The 16524-nt window shown below is 68.3% G+C and carries 17 protein-coding genes; 12 read left to right on the top strand and 5 right to left on the bottom strand.

Going from position 1 to position 16524, the window contains the following annotated elements:
• The first annotated feature begins 47 nt into the window (after nucleotides 1-47).
• The 3 genes from AC5RW2_RS11530 to AC5RW2_RS11520 all read left to right on the top strand — a co-directional run bounded on the left by AC5RW2_RS11530 (nucleotide 48) and on the right by AC5RW2_RS11520 (nucleotide 2398).
• The gene (locus AC5RW2_RS11530; RefSeq protein ID WP_494025215.1) at nucleotides 48-647 is read left to right on the top strand and encodes a protoglobin domain-containing protein; all 600 of its coding nucleotides are present in this window, start codon (nucleotides 48-50) and stop codon (nucleotides 645-647) included.
• A 368-nt stretch (nucleotides 648-1015) separates the two neighbouring features.
• Nucleotides 1016-1921 carry a sulfite exporter TauE/SafE family protein gene (locus AC5RW2_RS11525; RefSeq protein WP_494073923.1) on the top strand — a complete coding sequence of 302 codons (906 nt, stop codon included), beginning with the start codon at nucleotides 1016-1018 and terminating at the stop codon, nucleotides 1919-1921.
• Nucleotides 1922-1933: 12 nt separating this feature from the next.
• Nucleotides 1934-2398, top strand: a complete 465-nt coding sequence (locus AC5RW2_RS11520; protein ID WP_494013745.1) for an RrF2 family transcriptional regulator — start codon at nucleotides 1934-1936, stop codon at nucleotides 2396-2398.
• Between the two features lie 83 nt (nucleotides 2399-2481).
• Here AC5RW2_RS11520 and AC5RW2_RS11515 read toward each other — a convergent pair whose 3' ends face one another.
• Nucleotides 2482-3876: an MFS transporter gene (locus AC5RW2_RS11515; protein WP_494025213.1), complete on the bottom strand. Its 1395-nt coding sequence runs from the start codon at nucleotides 3874-3876 to the stop codon at nucleotides 2482-2484.
• 28 nt (nucleotides 3877-3904) lie between these two features.
• Complete coding sequence (locus AC5RW2_RS11510) at nucleotides 3905-4519, bottom strand: flavodoxin family protein (protein WP_494073922.1); 615 nt, start codon at nucleotides 4517-4519, stop codon at nucleotides 3905-3907.
• A 242-nt stretch (nucleotides 4520-4761) separates the two neighbouring features.
• Between AC5RW2_RS11510 and hpaH the strand changes: the two genes are divergently transcribed.
• From hpaH to AC5RW2_RS11485, 5 genes are all read left to right on the top strand, one after another.
• On the top strand, nucleotides 4762-5547 hold the full coding sequence (gene hpaH / locus AC5RW2_RS11505) for a 2-oxo-hept-4-ene-1,7-dioate hydratase (protein ID WP_494073921.1): 786 nt from the start codon (nucleotides 4762-4764) through the stop codon (nucleotides 5545-5547).
• Entirely contained in the window at nucleotides 5532-6350 is an 819-nt protein-coding gene (locus AC5RW2_RS11500) for an HpcH/HpaI aldolase family protein (protein WP_494025212.1), read from the top strand. The genes hpaH and AC5RW2_RS11500 overlap by 16 nt, the downstream gene beginning before the upstream one ends.
• 131 nt (nucleotides 6351-6481) lie before the next feature.
• The gene (locus AC5RW2_RS11495) at nucleotides 6482-6694 is read left to right on the top strand and encodes a hypervirulence associated TUDOR domain-containing protein (protein ID WP_494000844.1); all 213 of its coding nucleotides are present in this window, start codon (nucleotides 6482-6484) and stop codon (nucleotides 6692-6694) included.
• Nucleotides 6695-6773: 79 nt separating this feature from the next.
• Nucleotides 6774-7841, top strand: coding sequence for an alcohol dehydrogenase catalytic domain-containing protein (locus tag AC5RW2_RS11490; RefSeq protein ID WP_494073920.1), 1068 nt, complete (start codon nucleotides 6774-6776; stop codon nucleotides 7839-7841).
• 46 nt (nucleotides 7842-7887) lie between these two features.
• Nucleotides 7888-8640 carry an ArsR/SmtB family transcription factor gene (locus AC5RW2_RS11485; protein ID WP_494000846.1) on the top strand — a complete coding sequence of 251 codons (753 nt, stop codon included), beginning with the start codon at nucleotides 7888-7890 and terminating at the stop codon, nucleotides 8638-8640.
• Between the two features lie 171 nt (nucleotides 8641-8811).
• Here the strand turns inward: AC5RW2_RS11485 and gap are convergent, their stop codons facing one another.
• A complete protein-coding gene (gene gap / locus AC5RW2_RS11480; RefSeq protein WP_494024229.1) occupies nucleotides 8812-9831 on the bottom strand; it encodes a type I glyceraldehyde-3-phosphate dehydrogenase in 1020 nt (339 codons plus the stop codon).
• Between the two features lie 82 nt (nucleotides 9832-9913).
• Between gap and AC5RW2_RS11475 the strand changes: the two genes are divergently transcribed.
• Nucleotides 9914-11125, top strand: coding sequence for an ROK family protein (locus AC5RW2_RS11475; protein WP_494073919.1), 1212 nt, complete (start codon nucleotides 9914-9916; stop codon nucleotides 11123-11125).
• A 63-nt stretch (nucleotides 11126-11188) separates the two neighbouring features.
• Here AC5RW2_RS11475 and AC5RW2_RS11470 read toward each other — a convergent pair whose 3' ends face one another.
• Nucleotides 11189-12136 carry a D-2-hydroxyacid dehydrogenase family protein gene (locus AC5RW2_RS11470; RefSeq protein ID WP_494073918.1) on the bottom strand — a complete coding sequence of 316 codons (948 nt, stop codon included), beginning with the start codon at nucleotides 12134-12136 and terminating at the stop codon, nucleotides 11189-11191.
• A 183-nt stretch (nucleotides 12137-12319) separates the two neighbouring features.
• Nucleotides 12320-12862 (bottom strand): YceI family protein, encoded by a 543-nt coding sequence (locus AC5RW2_RS11465; RefSeq protein WP_494000850.1) that lies wholly within the window; start codon nucleotides 12860-12862, stop codon nucleotides 12320-12322.
• 257 nt (nucleotides 12863-13119) lie between these two features.
• Here AC5RW2_RS11465 and AC5RW2_RS11460 point away from each other — a divergent pair, with 257 nt between their 5' ends.
• From AC5RW2_RS11460 to AC5RW2_RS11450, 3 genes are all read left to right on the top strand, one after another.
• Nucleotides 13120-14691 carry a molybdopterin-dependent oxidoreductase gene (locus tag AC5RW2_RS11460; RefSeq protein ID WP_494024226.1) on the top strand — a complete coding sequence of 524 codons (1572 nt, stop codon included), beginning with the start codon at nucleotides 13120-13122 and terminating at the stop codon, nucleotides 14689-14691.
• Between the two features lie 212 nt (nucleotides 14692-14903).
• Entirely contained in the window at nucleotides 14904-15539 is a 636-nt protein-coding gene (locus AC5RW2_RS11455; RefSeq protein ID WP_494001311.1) for a uracil-DNA glycosylase family protein, read from the top strand.
• Between the two features lie 131 nt (nucleotides 15540-15670).
• A complete protein-coding gene (locus AC5RW2_RS11450; protein WP_494073917.1) occupies nucleotides 15671-16420 on the top strand; it encodes a ZIP family metal transporter in 750 nt (249 codons plus the stop codon).
• The last annotated feature ends 104 nt before the right edge of the window (nucleotides 16421-16524 follow it).

The raw sequence follows: 16524 nt of genomic DNA, 5'->3' as shown, positions 1-16524 counted from the left end.
TGGCCGTTCAAGGCGCCGGTCCCAAACCTTCCAGCGGAGGCACTGCCATGTCGGTCCATGCATCCAGCGGTTCAGACATCCCCGGCTACGAGTACGGCACGGTGGCGCATTCACCGGTCACGTTGGCCGAGCTCGATGAGCTCAAGGCCAGCGCCATGTTTGGCGACGAGGACGCCACCCTGCTGCACCGGGCCGGCGAGATCCTTGACGGCCAGGTGGAGGACGTGCTCGACGTCTGGTACGGATTCGTCGGCGGCCAACCCCAGCTGGTCGCGCACTTCTCCCGGCCCGACGGCCCGCCCATTGAGGACTACCTGAATGCGGTCCGCCGCCGGTTTGGCCAGTGGATCAGGGATACCTGTACCAAGCCCTACGACCAGGAGTGGCTGGACTACCAAAACGAAATCGCCCTGCGGCACACCCCCGAACACAAGAACGAAACCGACCACGTGGGGTCCACTCAGGTCGTCCCGTTGCGCCACCTCATCGCGCTGATCGGGCCGGTGGTCACCACGATGCGGCCGTTCCTGGCCAGCGGCGGGGATCCCGTGGAGAAGGTCGACGCCATGATGCAGGCATGGCTGAAGGCAGTGGTCCTGCAGATCGCGCTCTGGTCCCGGCCCTACACGCTGCCGGGCGAGTGGTGACGGCGACCGGCGGAAGGATCAACGCCAGGGCAACTCCGGTTCTGCCCCGGCCGATACCCAGCCCCAGCGAAATGGTGATGCAGGGCGCCTGAAATTTCAGCGGCGCCTCGATCACCGACATGCCGACAATCAGGCCCAGTGGGCCGGCAGCACCAGCCGCGCCGCCATGCGCAGGCAAACCGTGTTGTGTCTCCCAGTCCACGCTCCGTCCTACGTTTCCGCGGGAGCGGCACGGCCAACCGCGACACGCTCCTCAAGATTTGCTAAGGGATGTTTGCTCACGACGGATTGCTATCGACACGGACCCGTGGTGTCCATACACTCCAAACTCTAGTAACTTACTAGTGTTTCGGGGGAAAGGCACTCACATGCGCAATTTGTTTCTCATGGCCATCGTCGGCCTCCTCGCCCAGATGGTCGACGGCTCGCTCGGCATGGGATACGGCGTGACCTCGTCCAGCCTCATGATTGCCGTGGGCATCGCTCCCGCTGCGGCCAGCGCAGCAGTCCACCTCTCCGAGGTCGGCACGGCGCTGATCTCCGGCTTCGCCCACCACAAGTTCGGCAACGTCGACTGGCGCATCGTCGGGATCATGGCGGTCCCGGGGGGCATCGGCGCCTTCATGGGAGCCAACTTCCTGGTCAGCCTGCCGGCCGACGTCGCCAAGCCGTGGGTTGCCCTGCTGCTTTTCCTGCTCGGCGCCTACGTCCTGTTCCGGTTCCTGATCCTGTCCGGCCGCCGGCCGCAGTTCAAGGGCCAGGTCAAGGCCGTCGTCCTGATGCCGCTTGGCCTCGTCGCCGGCACGATGGACGCCATCGGCGGCGGCGGCTGGGGGCCGATCGGCACCACCTCGCTGCTGTCCACCGGCAAGATCGAACCCCGCAAGGTCATCGGCTCGATCTCCGCCACCGAGTTCATCGTTGCGGTCAGTGCCTCGCTGGGCTTCCTGCTCGCGCTCGGACGGGAGGGCATTAACTTCGCCTGGGTTCTGGCCCTGCTCGCCGGCGGCGTCATCGCGGCCCCCGTCTCGGCGTGGCTGGTTCGGCACCTGGCCGCGGCGGTCCTCGGCGTAGCAGCCGGAAGCCTCATCATCCTGACCAACGCCAAGACCATGATGGAGACGTGGGGCGGGGCGGAAAAGAACTCCGCCCCGGTGTGGCTCACGCTGGCAGTCCTGGCGGTCGCGGCCGGCCTGTTGATCACGCAGGCCGTCCGCAGGGAGTTGCGCCTACGCCGCGAGGAGGAGCCCGAGCTGGAGCTCGCCGGCGCCTGAGACAATGGGCGGGTGCACATCACCGCCAAATCCGACTACGCCCTGCGCGCGCTGATCGTCATCGCCCGGTCGTCCGAAGCGCAGACCGGGACGCTGGCGGCCGAGGCCATAGCGGCCGCCCAGGACATCCCGCACAACTACTTGCTGTCGATTCTCGCCGACCTGCGGCGCAGCGGCATTGTGCGCAGCCGCCGCGGCCAGGGCGGCGGTTGGCACCTGGCCCGCACCGCGGTGGAGATCACCGTCGCCGACATCATCCGCGCGGTCGACGGGCCGCTGGTGAGCGTGCACGGGGTGCGGCCCGAAGCGGTTCAATACGAGGACCCGGCAGCGGTTCTCCAGCCGGTCTGGATTGCCGCGCGCAGCAGCCTGCGCGAAGTTCTGGAGTCGGTTACCCTGGACCAGCTTGCCTCCGGTCAGCTGCCCGCAGAAGTCACCGGGCGCAGTTCGCGCGACGATGCGTGGGAGCCCAGGTAGACATGCCTCATCGCCTTGCCTTCCCGCGGCGGGGCGACGATCAGTGGCCGGCTTGAGCCGGGCCCGGCGAAGGCGGCCGCCCTCTAGCCTGCCCGCCCTGTTCCCCCGGTGCCGGCCGACGCAGCCTTCGACGGCACCCTGCCGTTGACGCGGTAGCGCGGGTTCCTGCGCCGGCCGCCGGCCGCGGGCGGGTCTTCGATGTTCCTGGGCCCGTTGATCATGACGGCGCCGACCAGCATGACCACGATGCAGGCGCCCAGCATGGCGAACGAAGCGGTCCAGGAGCCGGTGGCCTCGTGCACCACGCCGAACAGCAGCGGGGCGACGCCCGCGCCGGCGTAGCCGATGCCCTGGCTGAAGCCGGACAGGACCGCCGAGCCGTGCGTGGTGCGCGAGCGAAGGTTCACCATCAGCAGCGCGGTGGCGAAGGTGCCCTGGCCCAGCCCGGAGAGGGTCATCCACCACCAGGTGCCGCTCTCCGGCGAGAGCAGCAGGCCCAGATGCCCGCCCACCCAGCAGGCGGTGAACACCAAAATGGCGGCGATGGGGTGCCTCAGCCGCGGCACGATCAATGGCACGAGCAGGCTGGCGGGCAGCCCGAGGATGGCGAAGTACGCCAGCGCCGACCCCGCCGTCGCGGCGTCGATGCCGTGTTCGGTCAGGTACGGCGGCAGCCACGCGAAGTACACATACGTCTGCGCGGAGTTGCCGGCCAGGAAGATGGCCAGGCCCCAGGCCACCGGTGAACGCCACGGATTCAGCTTCACCGGCCCCGCCGCGGCTTCGCGGGCGCGAACGGCAGGCCCGTCGCCGCGGACCGGTCCGGGCGGGCCCTCGTCCGCACGGGGTCCAGGCGAGGCCGCCGCAGCCCGCCCGCCGGCGTCGTCCATTCGGCGCTTGCGGCGGTCCCGTGCCGCCTGCACCGCCCACGGGATGAGCACCACGGCGCTGACCGAGGCCCAGAGCGCGATCGATGTCCGCCAGCCCGCGGCGTCCGCCACCGGGACCGCCAGTTGCGGGCTCATCGCGGTGCTGACCGCCAGCAGGGTCACATAGCCCGCGGTCACCACGCCCACCCGGTCCGGGAAGTATTTCCGGACCAGCGGCGGCAGCACGACGTTGCCGATTCCGTACCCCGCCATCACCACCGCGCTCAGGGAAAGAAACGGCCACACGCCGTCGACGGCGGCGCGGCCTAACTGGCCGGCGACCGCCAGCAGCACGGCGGCCACCAGCACCTTTTCCAGCCCGAGCCAGCGGATCAGCGCCGGGGTGCCCAGGCCGGCGGCGGCGAACACCAGCGGCGGCAGCATCGCCAACACGCCGATGCTGGTGGCGTCGAAGCCGAGTTCGGGGCCAAGCTGGCCCAGCAGCGGACCGACGGCGGAGACCGCGGCGCGCAGGCTCAGCGCCATCAGCAGGATGCCCAGCAGCGCGCCGATCCGCCCGGTCCACGGCCTGCGGAGGAAGTAGTTCACCCGCCTACCCTAGCCGCGGCCCGCCCGCTTACCCGGCCGGATACGGTTCGCGGCGCAACAGTCGGGCCAGATGAACGGCATTGCGCGCCGCGGTGGCCGTCGTTGCCACGGTCACGTCCGGGGTTTCCGGCAAATCCTGGAAGTCGGTACCGTGCATCGCCTCCCCCACCCAATACGTGGACCCCTGCGCCGGCAGGCTGAACCCGATATCGCCCAGGCCCTGGTACAGCTCGGCGGTCACGTGATGGGCGCCGTCCTCATTGCCGACGACGGCCACCAGCGCGACTTTGTTGAACATGCTGGGCCGGCCCTGCTCGTCGGTTTCGGACAGCTCCGCGTCCAGGCGTTCGAGCACGAGTTGCGCCTGGCTCGCCGCGTGGCCCAGCCAAATCGGTGTCGCCAGCACCAGGATGTCGGCGGCCAGGACTTTGGCGCGGATGGATGGCCAGGCGTCGCCGTTGCCCATGTCGGTCTGCACGCCAGGTTTGACGTCGTGGTCCACAACCCGCAAGAGGTTACACGTGACGCCGTGTCCCGATAATTGCGTGAGCACCTGCCGGGCCAGCAGTTCGCTGCTCGACGGCTTAGGCGACGGTGTCAGGGTGCAGACCAGTGCCAGTGCGTTAAGTTTTGTATCCTCCATAGCGCCATTCTGCGGCTTCGGGCAGTTAATGGACAGGCCGCCGGCCGCACCACCGGCCGTCGACGATCTTCCAAAACCCGTTCCGGGCCGCCACTTGTCCGCTCCCCCTGTAACTAACTTCCGGGCCGCGACAGGCGCCGCCGTAAGATGGTGCTGGCGCCCTTCCCGTGCGGCGCCGCGGACTGCCGAACGCCCGCCCCGGGCGGCTGCGGCCTGCGAAGAACTAGGAAGTGGTGCCAAGGATGCTTGACCCGTCAACGATCGAGTCCATCGCCGACGAGCTGGTGGAGGCCGGCCGGACACGGACGCCGGTGAAACGGCTGACCGCCCGCTACCCGGAGATGACCATTGAGGACTCCTACAAGGTGCAGAACCTGTGGCGCGAGCGCAGCGAGGCGGCCGGCCGTACGCTGGCGGGCCGGAAGATCGGCCTGACGTCCAAGGCCATGCAGTACGCCACCGGCATCAGCGAGCCGGACTACGGGATCATCTTCGATGACATGATCCTGGAGAACGGCTGCACGGTGAAGTGGGACCAGTACACCCACCCGCGCATCGAAGTGGAACTGGCCTTCGTGCTCAACCGCGACGTCAAGGGCCCCAACGCCACCATTTTCGACGTTTTGAACGCCACCGAGTACGTGGTTCCCGCGCTCGAGATCCTGGACTCGCGGATCGAGATGGAGGGCCGCACCATCGTTGACACCATCTCCGACAACGCCGCCATGGGCGCCATGGTGATCGGCGGCAACCCGGTCCGCCCGCAGGACGTGGACCTGCGCTGGATCTCCGCCATCCTGTACAAGAACCAGACCGTGGAGGAGACCGGCGTCGCCGCCGGCGTGCTCAACCACCCGGCCGCCGGCGTCTACTGGCTGGCCAACAAGATTGCCCCGCACGGCGACCACCTCAAGGCCGGCGAAACCATCCTCGCCGGGTCCTTCACCCGACCCATGTGGGTACACAAGGGGGACACCGTCTTCGCCGACTACGGGCAGTTGGGAGCCATCACGTGCCGTTTCGAGTAGAGCCCGACCCGTCCTTCAAGGACGCCCTGTCCACCGCCGACCGGCCGCTGGCCGGCATCTGGGTCTGCTCCGGCTCGCCCCTGGTGGCCGAACTCTGCGCCGGAGCCGGCTTCGACTGGATCTTCATCGACGCCGAACACTCCCCCAACGGGCTGGAGTCTGTGCTGGCGCAGTTGCAGGCCGTGCGCGGCTACCCCGGCATTCCCGTGGTCCGCCCGCCCGTCAACGACACCGTGCTGATCAAGCAGTACCTGGACCTGGGCGCGCAGTCACTGATCATTCCGATGGTGCACACGGCCGAACAGGCCCGCGCCGCCGTCGCGGCCACCCGCTACCCGCCGGCCGGCGTGCGCGGCGTCGGTTCCGCGCTGGCCCGCTCGGCCCGCTGGAACCGCATCCCGGACTACCTCACCCGCGCGGAGGAGACGCTCACGCTCATCGTCCAGATCGAGTCCGCCGAGGCCGTGGAGAACGCCGCCGAGATCGCCGCGGTGGACGGCGTGGACGGCGTGTTCATCGGCCCGTCCGACCTGGCCGCCTCGATGGGCGTAATTGGCCAGCAGGAGCACCCGGACGTGGTCGGCGGCGTGGAGAAGGCGCTGAAGGCCGCCAAGGCGGCCGGCAAGTTCGTGGGAGTCAACGCCTTCGCCGAAGCCTCCGCCCGCCGCTACATGGAGTGGGGCGCCGATTTCGTCGGCGTCGGCGCCGACGTGGCGCTGCTGGCCCGCGGCTCCGAAGCCCTCGCGGCCAAGTACATCCCCTCCGACGGGAACGGCACGGCCGGCACCCCGGCCAGCTACTGATCCTCCGCAGAACGACGGCGGCGCTTGGGCGGGTTTCACAGCCCACCTAAAGCGCCGCCGTCCTACGCGGCGAGGTGCAGCAACTGCTGGTTGGGGAAGCGTCCTTCGGCTAAAAATGCTAAGACTTGACCATGGCTGCTTCATTCAAGGTTGGGGATAGAGTGCGCTGGAATTCAGAGGCCGGCGAAATCCACGGCAGAGTCACCAAGATCCACACCAAGGACTTTGAATTCCGGGGCCGCACGAGGCGCTGCTCCGAGGATGAGCCACAGTACGAAGTCCAGAGCGACAAGACGGACCACTTGGCTGTCCACAAGGGCTCGGCGCTGCGCAAAACGGACTAACCGGCGACGCCGCCAAAGGCTCTCAGGGCTGGGACTCCACGGCCGTTTGAGGCTCCACAGAAGTTCGAGGAAACAAGACGTGGCAACTGTCTCCAGCAATCTTTCCGGCCGGCAAGCAACCGTTCGGGCGCTGGCGCGGATTGCCCACACGCACGGGGGCGTCGGGCTGATCGACCACCCGCTGCGGGCGCCGACAGCGGACGAGGTGGAACTGCGGGTCAGCCTCTGCGGGCTGTGCGGCTCGGACGTTATCGTCTACCGTGCCGACGCGGCAGCGGCGCCTGTTCCGCTGGGCATGGTGCTCGGGCACGAGTCGGTCGGCACGGTGGTCCGCACCGGGCTGCTGGTTCCCGAATGGCTCGCGCCGGGCACCCGGGTAGTGCCCATTTCCACCGTGGGCTGCGGCCACTGCGAGGCGTGCCGGGCGGACCAGCCGCATCTTTGCGCCGAGCGCTCCGGTCTGGGGCTGACCCAGCATGGCCAAGCCACTTCACGGGCTCTCGTTCCGTGGCGCAATCTGGTGCCGGTGCCGGAGTCGGTTCCGGACACCACGGCAGTTCTAGCAGAGCCCGCGTCCATCGCCTGGCGCGCGGTCTCTACTGTCGCCCGCATCCAGCCCGGCGAGCGCGTGGCAGTTTCGACCACCCGCAGCATCGGCCTGCTCGCCGGCCTGATGGCGCAGCGCGCCGGCGCCGAGGTGACGATGATTGGCCGTGAAGGTCTCGGCCACGCGGCTCGGGTTGAGTTGGCCCAAGGCCTTGGCTTGGGCAGCACCACCGAGCAGCAACCCAACACCTACGATGTGTGGATTGAAGCGACCGGTGCTGGTATCAACCTGGCACGTGCCGTTCAGGAACTGCGGCCCTTGGGCCGCCTGGTCATGGTGGCGATGTACGCCACCGGGACCGCCCCTGCGCCCGTGGTCCGGACCAGCAAGAACCTTGTGGTCCTGAACAGCTTCATCTCCACACGGCCGGATTTCGAGGAGGCCCTGGCGTTCCTTGCCACCAGTCCGGATTTGGGCGAGCGCCTCATTACGACCTACCCCATGGGCCGGGCCGTCGAAGCGCTGCGGCTGACAGCCGAAGCCAGCACCGACGCCGTCGGGCGGCCGCTGGTCAAAGCGGTCCTCATCCCCGATGCCTGAGCGGGCTCTCTCGACATGTGACTAAACAGTCACCTATTATGGGCGCATGGATGCCGTGTTCAAGGCCCTGGCGGATCCCACCCGGCGCGGGCTGCTGGACGAACTGTTCCGCGAGGACGGGCAGACCCTCACCGCACTCGAAGCGCGGTTCGGCATCACGCGCTTCGGCGTCATGAAGCACCTGAAGCAACTGGAAGAGGCCGGCCTGGTGGTGACCCGCCGCCGCGGCCGGGAGAAACTGCACTTCCTGAATCCGGTGCCCATCCGGCTCATCCACGACCGCTGGGTGAGCAAGTATGCACAACCATGGGCCGCTGCCCTCAGCGACCTCAAATCCCGATTGGAAAGTCCCATGGAGAAAATCTTCGAGATCTATATCCGCACCACCCCGGAACAGCTCTGGGAAGCCATCACGGACAGCGAGACCAGAAGCAAGTACCAGTTCGGCAACCGGATCGAGACGGACTGGACGCCAGGGTCCGGGTACGCGGTGACCAACCCGCGGGCCGATGCGCCGCTGAGCGAAGGCGAGAACCTGGAAGTCGATCCACCGCGCCGGCTGGTCCAGACGATGCGCGCACTGTGGGGCGAGGACGTCGCGGCCGAAGGCACGTCCCGGGTGACGTGGGAGATCGAACAGGTGGAGGACTCCTGCCGCCTCACCGTGACGCACGATCAGCTGCGCGAGGGGGCCAACGAGCAGGTGTACGGCGGCTGGCCGATGGTCCTGTCCGGCCTCAAGACGTGGCTGGAGACCGGCGAGAAACTCACCACACCCGGCTCGCTGATGTACACCTGATACCGGCCAGAGAGCACTTCGGACATCAGAGCGCCCCGGAAGTTCTGGCTGGCCGGCGCTCTCACCCCCTAGTCCCATCAAAGAATCAGCAGGCGCCCTTTCACGACTGGAAAGGGCGCCTGCTGAATAGTCAGTCCGGAGTCAGTGTCCGGGAGCGGGATCGGAGCGGAATCAGGAGAGCTTGGACGCCACCAGCGAGGTCAGGTCCACCAGGCGGTTGGAGTAGCCCCATTCGTTGTCGTACCAGCCCACGACCTTGACCTGGTTGCCCATGACCTTGGTGAGGCCGGAGTCGAAGATGGCCGAGGCCGGGTCGGTGACAATATCCGAGGAGACGATGGGGTCCTCGGTGTAGGTCAGGATGCCGGCCAGGCGGGGATCCGCGGCTGCCGCCTTGAACGCGTCGTTGACTTCCTCCACCGTTACCTCGCGGCCGACCGTGACGGTGAGGTCCGTGGCGGAACCGGTGGGCACCGGCACGCGGATGGCGAAGCCGTCCAGCCGGCCCTTGAGCTCGGGCAGCACCTGCCCGATCGCCTTCGCTGCCCCGGTCGAGGTGGGAACCATGTTGATCGCGGCGGCCCGGGCCCGGCGCAGGTCGCGGTGCGGCCCGTCCTGCAGATTCTGATCCGCGGTGTAGGCGTGGATGGTGGTCATTAGGCCCTGCTCGATCCCGAAGTTCTCGTGCAGCACCTTCGCCAGCGGGGCCAGGCAGTTGGTGGTGCAGGAGGCGTTGGAGACGAGGTGGTGGGCGCCGTCGTCGTACTCGCCGTCGTTGACGCCCATTACAACGCTGAGCACATCGCCCTTCGCGGGAGCGGAAATGAGGACCTTGCGGGCGCCGGCGACCAAATGCTTTTCGGCATCCGTGGAGCTGGTGAAGCGCCCGGTGGACTCGATCACGATGTCTACGCCGAGCTCGCGCCAAGGGAGGTTTCCGGGGTCGCGCTCGGCCAGCACCTTGATGGTCCGTCCGTCGACCACTAGGTCGCCGTCGGCGACCTTGACGTCCGCGCCCAGCCGGCCGACCACGGAGTCGTACTTGAGCAGGTGCGCCAGGGTTTCCGGCGAGCCGAGGTCATTGATCGCCACGATCTCGAGGTCTGCACCGATCTTGCCCTGCGCCATGGCCGCCCGGAAGTAGTTGCGGCCAATGCGCCCGAAACCGTTGATGCCAATCCGTACTGCCATGGGAACTCCTTTTATTTAGCCTCTAAATTTATGTTCCATTATTATTATCCTGATACTGCCGGACGAGGTCAAGGGGATCGATGTGAGCACCACCGCCACCACTCCGCAGGTCCTGCGGCTTACCAACCTGAAAGCCGTCCTGTCGGTGATGCGCGAGAACGGCGCAGTGACCGGGAGCGACCTGATCGAGGCGACCGGGCTGACGCGTGCCACGGTCATCGCGGTCTGCGACGACCTGGTGTCCCGGGGCTGGGCCCGCGAGGTGGCCGGCGAACGCGTGCTCGGCACGGCGAAGGGCAGGCCGGCCCGGCGGTTCCAGTTCAACCCCGGGGCGGGCTGCGTGCTGGGACTGGACGTCGGCATGGCCACCGCCACCGTGCTGGTGGCGGACCTGAACGGCCTGGTGCTGGCCCGCATCTCAGAGCGGTTCGAGAAGCCGCCGGCTCCGGCGGACTCGCGCCGCTCCACGATTAAGCGGGCAGTAGCCGCCGCCCTGGCCGAGGCCGGACTGCCGCCGGAATCGGTGCTGGCGACGGCCATCGGGGTGTCCACCGTCGTCGATCGCCACGGCAACGTGGCACCCGGACATGAACTCTCCGAGCACTTCGACATTGGCCTGCAGACCGAGGTCTTTGCCCGCTACGGCTGGCCGGTGCTGCTGGAGAACGACGCGAACCTGGCGGCCCTGGCGGAGCGCTGGAGCGGCGCCGGCAAGGGCGTCGATGACTTGGCCGTCATGCTGGCCGGCGAGCGGCTGGGCACCGGCCTGATCGAATCGGGCCGGCTGCTGCACGGCTGCAACGGCGGCGCCGGCGAAGTGGGCACCCTGGAACTGGTGGACGGGGTGGGCAGCCAGGACGGCATCGCGCGGCTGGCCCGCTACTGGGGCAACGAGGCCCTGGCCTCCGGCAGGCCCACCTTGATCCGCGAACTGGTGGGGCCGGGCACCACGCGCGTGTCGGCGCGTTTCGTCTTCGAGGCCGCGGCCCGGGGAGACGCGCTGGCGCAGGAAATCCTGGAGCGCATCGGCCAACGGATGGCCCGCGTGGTCGCGATACTGGGCACCTTCCTCAACCCGGAACTCGTGGTGATCGGCGGTGCGGTGGCCGCCTCGGCGTCGGCCCTGCTGCCCACCATCAACCGGGAACTCCCCAAGCTCACCGCGACGCCGCCGCGGGTGGCGGTCTCCGGGTTCGGCGATGCGATTGTGGCCACCGGAGCCGTGCGGCTGGCCCTGGACTACGTGGAGGAGCACGCCATGGAACTTGTCCCGGCCGGCATGGCGGCGAGCTAGGCGCGATTCGTAGGAGACTTTCCCCGAAGCTCGCGACGGCCTCCCGCGTGCCGCCGCCGCCGGTCAGGTGAGGACGTTCATTGGCGCCCCGTCGAGGTAGGCCAGGATGTCCTCGAGCATCTGCGTGTACCCCAGCCTGTGGGCCTCCTCGGTGACGAAGCCGACGTGCGGGCTGAGGATCAGGTTAGGCACGTCGAGCAGCGGGCTGTCCTGCGGCAGCGGCTCCACGTCGTAGACGTCGAGCGCGGCGCCGGCGATCCGCCGTCCCGCCAGCGCAGCCACCAAGGCGTCCTCGTCCACCAGCGGTCCGCGCGAGGTGTTGACCAGCCGGCCCCCGGAACCCAGGAGGTCCAGCTCGGCGGCGCCGACAATCCCGCGGGTGGACTCCGCCAGCCTCAGGTGGACGCTGACGATGTCCGAGCGCCGGAACAGATCCTGCTTGGACACCCACTCCGCCCCGTGGCCGGCGGCGCGTTCCCGGGTCAGGTGCGGGCTCCACGCCAGAACGTCCATTCCGAACGCCTGCGCGTAGCGGGCCATCAGCTGCCCCAGCCTGCCCAGGCCCAGCAGCCCGAGGGTGGACCCGGCCAGGTCGACCCCCATCCGGGCCTGCCAGATCCCGGCCCGCACGTCCCGGTCGTTCTGCGGGATTTCCCGGGCCACAGCCATCACCAGCGCCCAGGCCAGCTCGGACGGAGCCTGCGTCGTTTTCTGTGTCCCGCACACGGTCACCCCGCGGGCGCGCGCGGCGTCCAGGTCGATCGATGCGTTGTGCATGCCGGTAGTGGTCACCAGCTCCAGGCCGGGCAGCAGGTCCATCAGCTCGGCGGTGATGGGTGTCCGCTCGCGCATGGTGACCACCACCTGCGACCCTTCCAAGCGCGCGGCGAGAACGCCGACGTCGTCACAATGGTCCGTGAAACGCTCGACGGCGATGCCCGCCGGCAACTGCTCCCACGGGGCGCTGCCCAGTGCGACGTCCTGGTAGTCATCGAGGATGGCGATCTTCACGATGCCAGCGTATCCGCCCGGGGCCCGGGAGAGCCGGGGAGCCCCGGCTTGGCGGGCGCGGTGCCGGGTGCTTTGAGCTGCGCAGCCGGGCAAGCTCCGGATCAGCGCAGTTACGCGCAGGGCGTTAACGCAGCAGGCAGGGCCCGGAGCGGATCCGGGCCCTGCCTTTGGGTGTCGCTTGGGTTAGTTGGCCGGCAGCACGAAGGCCGAGTCAACCGTGATGGTGACCTTGTCGCCCACCAGCACGCCGCCGGCTTCCAGGGCGGCGTTCCAGGTGATGCCGAATTCCTTGCGGGAGATCTGCGTGGTGGCAGAGAAGCCGGCGCGGGTGGCGCCGAACGGGTCAACCGCCATGCCGCCGAATTCGACATCGAAGACCACCGGCTTGGTGGTGTCCTTGATGGTCAGCTCGCCGGCCAGCCGGAACTCTTCGGGAGTGCCTTCGACGCTGGTGGCCTTGAAGGTCATCTCCGGGTACTGCTCCACGTTGAAGAAGTCTTCGCCCTTGACGTGGGCGTCGCGGTTGTCATCGTTGGAGTCGAACGAGGCGGTCTTCACGACGGCTTCGACGGAGGAAGTGGCCAGGCTGTCGCCGACCACGAGGGTGGCGTCGGCGTCGGTGAATTGGCCGCGCACCTTGCTGATGCCGGCGTGGCGGACGGAGAAGCCGACCTCGGTGTGGGACTGGTCGAGATTCCAGGTTCCGGGGGTGAGCTGTACGGCCATTTAGTGCCTCCTGGTTGAAGTTAGGATGTGAAGCCCGGGTGAACTTCATGCTTATGCATCTACCGTAGCAGCTGATAGTTGAAGAGTCAACTAATGGCCGGTGAACGGCAGGCAACATTGCTTCGCCCGGCGCGGGAGGCCGCCCTGCCAACACCCACGGTGGTTGTCCTGCGCCCTGCTTCGGGTAGATGATCGGAGCAGGGCACGATGCCACCCGTTCGGAGACATCCGGCCCGTCATCGAGCGAAGGACACGGCATGGCAGCACCGCCAGCCACGAAGGCCACGCTGACCGGGTGGTCGCCGGCCATGCTGGCGGGCGTCGCGTCCGCGGCCGCGCTCTTTGGCACGGCTGAACTGGCGGCAGCTTTTTTCGGCCCGGCCGCCTCCCCCTTCGGCTCGGTGGGCGCCGCCGTCGTGGAACTCTCCCCGACCTGGCTGACCGAATTCGCCATTTCGACTTTCGGGACGGCGGACAAACTCGTGCTGTTCATTGCGATGGTGATCGTTGCGGTGCTGATCGCCGCCGCGGCCGGCCTGCTCGCAGCCCGGCGCTGGACCGCCGGCGCGCTGGTGGTGGTGATGCTCGCGGCGGGCATGGCGGCCTGCGTGCTCACCCGCGCCGGGGCTGTGCCGGCCGATGCCATTCCGACGGCGCTGGGAACCGCGGCTGGCCTGCTCTGCCTGCGTCGGCTGATCAGGCTCCTGCCCCGGCCCGCGCCCTTGTCCGTGGGCGACGCGGCCATCATGCCGGAGGTTCCGGACCGCCGCCGCTTCCTGGCGAACGCCGCGGCGATGGCGGGTGTCGCCGTCGTCATGGGGATCGCGGCCGGCGCAGTTTCGGCGGCGCGGAACAGCGCACGGCAGGTGCGCCAGGCATTGGGGCTGCCGGTCCCCGCGCGGCCTGCCGGGCCATTGCCGGAGGATGTGCAGGCACCGGTGGACGGGGTGATTCCCTTCGTAACCCCCAACGAGGAGTTCTATCGCATCGACACTGCGCTCATCGTCCCGTCGGTAGATCCGGGGCAATGGCAGCTGCGCGTTCACGGACTGGTTGAGGAAGAGTTCAGCATTAACTTCCAGGAGTTGCTAAAGGCCGACCTTGTGGAGAGCTACACCACGCTGACCTGCGTTTCGAATCAGGTGGGCGGGAACCTGGCCGGCAACGCCCGCTGGCTGGGGTATCCGCTGCGCGACTTGCTGGCGCGTGCGCGCCCCCTGCCGGAAGCGGACATGGTCCTGTCCACCAGCGTCGACGGCTTCACTGCTTCGACCCCCTTGGAAGTGCTCACCGACGGGAGGGACGCGCTGCTGGCGGTCGGGATGAACGGGGAGCCCCTGCCACTGCAGCACGGTTTCCCCGTGCGGATGGTGGTGCCGGGGTTGTACGGATACGTGTCCGCGACCAAGTGGGTGGTTGACCTGGAGCTCACGCGGTTTGCGGACAAGGCCGCCTACTGGACCACCCGCGGCTGGTCGGACCGCGGTCCGATCAAGACGGCCTCGAGAATCGAGGTGCCGCGGCCCGGAGCCCGCCTGCCCGCCGGGACGCTGGCCTTTGGGGGAACGGCCTGGGCCCAGCACCGGGGCCTGTCAAAGGTCCAGGTGCAGTTGGACGACGGCGACTGGGTGGACGCCCAACTGGCGGCGGAGGCTTCCGTGGACACCTGGCGCCAGTGGTACTCGGTGCAGGACGACGTTCCGGCCGGGCCGCACCGGCTCCGGGTGCGCGCCTGGGAGGCCGACGGAACGCTGCAGACCGAGGCGGCGGCACCGCCTGCTCCGGATGGCGCCACCGGCTGGCACAGCGTTGATTTCACCGTTGCTTAACCGCCGGGTCATCTTCGTCACAGGACCCGCGCCCGATGCCCGGGATTCCGCCGCCGGTCTGCAGGAGGCGCCCAGCTTCGGTTGCTATGCTCAATAGCCGCCTCCCGTCGCCGTAGGCGGCTGCCCGTTCCCACGGCGGCACCGCCGTCGTTCCCCGGCGCACCGATTTCCTACCGTTCACCTTCCCTTCCCTCCAGGAGACCCGCACCCCGATGACCAGCCCGGCAGTATCCGATCAGCACAAGGACCTCATGGACCGCAGGTACGACTCTGGCGTCGCCGACATTAACCGTCTCTGCGACGAACTGCGGGACCTGAAGCCGGGTACCGAGGTCCCTTACGTGGATCCGATCCACGACGCCGATGAATGCCGGATCGTCTCGCTCTACTCGAACATCGGGCACGCCTCGGACACGGGTTTCATCTGGCCGGGAGACCAGGAGGCAACGACGCGGATGCTCGGGCTGCAGTGGCAGCTCGGCCTGCGGCCCCAATACGTGATGCCGTGGAACGTGCATCCGTGGTTCACCCCGGGCGAGGCCAACGGCAAGCTCACCCCCGACCAGATCAACGCCGGCCTCAAGCCGCTGCTGAAGATGCTGACGCTGGTGCCGCGTGCCTCGGTGCTCGTGGCACACGGAACCGAAGCCCAGCGGCTCGCCGGCTTGCTGCTGAAGACCGAGAACCCGCTGCTCTGGCGGCGCGGCTTCAAGACCTACAAGGTTCGGGCGCTCAGCGGCCGGGCCTTCGCGGGTTCGCCTGCCCGCCAGCAGGAATGGCTGGACGCGATGCACGAAGCCTATGCCGACGCCATGGCGCGCACCGGATTGGGCCGGCCCGCCAAGTAGCACTGGGACCCGGCTCGCCGGACCGCGGGCGCCCGGCCGTCCATCCCTCCCATCCGGCTAAACAATCCCTCTCCCGCCATGGCGGCTGCGCCTTCCCGCGGCTAGCCTGAGCCTGGACGGGAGGAACAGCCATGCCGTTGTGGATGACCGCGTTTTCCGTAGGGGCGATGGGCGGTGCCGCGCTGGTGCTCGGCTGTGCCGTCGCTTGGAAATGGGCCATTCCCGTCAAGGTTGTCTCGACGGTCATGGCCTTCGGCGCCGGCGTCCTTATTTCGGCGCTCGCCTTCGAACTGGTCGACGAAGCGGTAACGACCGGCGGGATCGGCGCGACCATCGGAGGTTTCCTCGTCGGCGCTTGTCTCTTCGTGGCGACGAACGCCCTGCTGGCCAGAAAAGGGGCCAGGCACCGCAAACGGTCCGGCAATCAGCAGCCCGCCGAAGGAGATACCCCGGGCAGCGGCCTGGCGATCGCCGCCGGCGCCCTGCTGGACGGTATCCCTGAATCCCTCGTGCTGGGCCTCGGCCTCGTCGCCGGGGGGACAGTCAGCCCCGCAATGTTGGGAGCTGTGTTCATTTCCAACATCCCCGAAGGGCTCTCCAGCAGCGCCGGCATGAAGAAGGCCGGGCGGGGCGCGGGCTATGTTTTTGGCGTGTGGGGCACCATCGCCGTGCTCTCCGGAGCCAGCGCACTGGTCGGTTACCTTGCGCTGCAAGACGCACCGGAAGAGCTCGTGGCGTTCATCAACGCGCTGGCGGCGGGCGCCATCCTGGCCATGGTCGCCGACACCATGATCCCCGAGGCCTTCGAAGAGCATCACATCCTCACCGGCCTCACGGCAGCGCTCGGGTTCGTCACGGCCCTGAGCCTCGATGCGCTGTAACCCGGCCCCTGCGGCCATCCCCCGGCCACGCTGAAACCAGGACCAATCACGGTGAGAATCAGCAGGCCCGCCATTGCGGGGAACCGGATGCGGAATCCACAAAA

Source organism: Arthrobacter sp. B0316-1-20, from assembly GCF_059091865.1.
The sequence above is the reverse complement of the archived record's forward strand: the minus strand, read 5'-3'. Positions and strand labels throughout refer to the sequence as shown.

Coding starts and splice junctions, on each gene's coding strand:
- AC5RW2_RS11530 (WP_494025215.1), top strand. CDS start 48: ATGTCGGTCCATGCATCCAGCGGTTCAGACATCCCCGGCTACGAGTAC.
- AC5RW2_RS11525 (WP_494073923.1), top strand. CDS start 1,016: ATGCGCAATTTGTTTCTCATGGCCATCGTCGGCCTCCTCGCCCAGATG.
- AC5RW2_RS11510 (WP_494073922.1), bottom strand. CDS start 4,519: ATGGAGGATACAAAACTTAACGCACTGGCACTGGTCTGCACCCTGACA.
- hpaH (WP_494073921.1), top strand. CDS start 4,762: ATGCTTGACCCGTCAACGATCGAGTCCATCGCCGACGAGCTGGTGGAG.
- AC5RW2_RS11495 (WP_494000844.1), top strand. CDS start 6,482: ATGGCTGCTTCATTCAAGGTTGGGGATAGAGTGCGCTGGAATTCAGAG.
- AC5RW2_RS11485 (WP_494000846.1), top strand. CDS start 7,888: ATGGATGCCGTGTTCAAGGCCCTGGCGGATCCCACCCGGCGCGGGCTG.
- gap (WP_494024229.1), bottom strand. CDS start 9,831: ATGGCAGTACGGATTGGCATCAACGGTTTCGGGCGCATTGGCCGCAAC.
- AC5RW2_RS11465 (WP_494000850.1), bottom strand. CDS start 12,862: ATGGCCGTACAGCTCACCCCCGGAACCTGGAATCTCGACCAGTCCCAC.
- AC5RW2_RS11460 (WP_494024226.1), top strand. CDS start 13,120: ATGGCAGCACCGCCAGCCACGAAGGCCACGCTGACCGGGTGGTCGCCG.
- AC5RW2_RS11455 (WP_494001311.1), top strand. CDS start 14,904: ATGACCAGCCCGGCAGTATCCGATCAGCACAAGGACCTCATGGACCGC.
- AC5RW2_RS11450 (WP_494073917.1), top strand. CDS start 15,671: ATGCCGTTGTGGATGACCGCGTTTTCCGTAGGGGCGATGGGCGGTGCC.